The following is a 1,122-nucleotide window of genomic DNA, read 5'->3' as shown; positions in this document are numbered from 1 at the left end:
GCAAAAATAAGGATAAGTTTTAAGTTGAGCCTGTTTGTAGCTTCGTTTAATGCCTGAATACTGTTGTTTAATGCACCTGTATGCTTCTTATTTGCGTTTTCTAGCGATTTTTCAGCCTTGTCTAGCACTCCACTAGCGACTTGGTTGTAAAACTGCTCTAATCGCTTCTTATCGTCTGCTATGGCTTCTCGATATTCCTTCATGGATGCCAATAAAATATATAACTGGTCATCTAAATCATTTTGATTACTCATAATGACATTCCGCCTCTACTTAGTTTTTGAGATGCCTTGCGGAGTGCTTGCTCGGCTCGTTGTTTATCTAATTCTTGCTGTCGTTTCATTTCCGCTTGGCGTTCCAGTTCTAGACGTTTGGTTTCTTGGTTCTTCTGCCATTGATCAAAACCTTGATCGACACGGTTTAAACCACGCTGTAAAACGCTCTCTTTCTGCTGTTTCTGTTGGTCAAGCTGTTGGGCGTTCTGCTGTTTCACATTGTCATTAAAACGGCTGATTTCAGTGTCTATGCCTTTTCTGCGTAATTGGGTGACTTTAGTGCCTTCATGGATGGTGGCTTGTAGTCCGTTATTCTGATCGGCATAGCTGCGGTGATCTATTTTTTCCTGTATGCCTGCTCGTTCCAAAGCACGATTGGCAAGGTTTGCCCACGTTTCCCGAATCTGTTTAATTTCGTCTTGGGTTGTACCCATACCAAGGCTTTTTCGTTTGGCGTTGCTGAGTTCAATTTCTGCCTTTGTGGTCAGAGTCAGATTGTTTTCAGGGTCTAATTCCGCCTTTCGGGTGGTAAGCATGATATGGGCGTGATGGTTCTTATCATTTCCGCCTTTGCTGGGTTCGTGGATGGCTAAGTCTGCAATCACGCCATAGCGATCAACTAAGGCCGTGGCAAAGGCTTTTGCCAAGTCCTTACGTTGATCTGCGTCTAATTCATCGGGTAGGGCGATTACCCACTCTCTGGCGGTTCGGGCATCTTTGCGGTTTTCGGACTGTTCCGCCAAGTTCCAAAGTTGGCTGCGGTCAATTTCAATATTGAGATTAGACACAATTTCGGTATGGGCGACTCCATCCTTTCTCGTAAAGTCATGCGTCAGCCCTGTACGTT

At 44.7% G+C, this 1,122-nt stretch carries 1 protein-coding gene and 1 pseudogene; both read right to left on the bottom strand.

Annotation, left to right across the window (positions count from 1 at the left end; translation table 11 throughout):
• Positions 1-254, bottom strand: a pseudogene (locus FTT91_RS14610) (hypothetical protein); the annotation flags it as partial.
• Positions 251-1,122 (bottom strand): MobA/MobL family protein (locus tag FTT91_RS14605; RefSeq protein WP_180169707.1); only part of this gene is annotated, 872 nt, incomplete at its 5' end. The gene FTT91_RS14605 and the pseudogene FTT91_RS14610, both read right to left, overlap by 4 nt.

The organism is Acinetobacter sp. YH12021, from assembly GCF_013420145.1.
Classification (GTDB): domain Bacteria; phylum Pseudomonadota; class Gammaproteobacteria; order Pseudomonadales; family Moraxellaceae; genus Acinetobacter; species Acinetobacter towneri.
The sequence above is the reverse complement of the archived record's forward strand: the minus strand, read 5'-3'. Positions and strand labels throughout refer to the sequence as shown.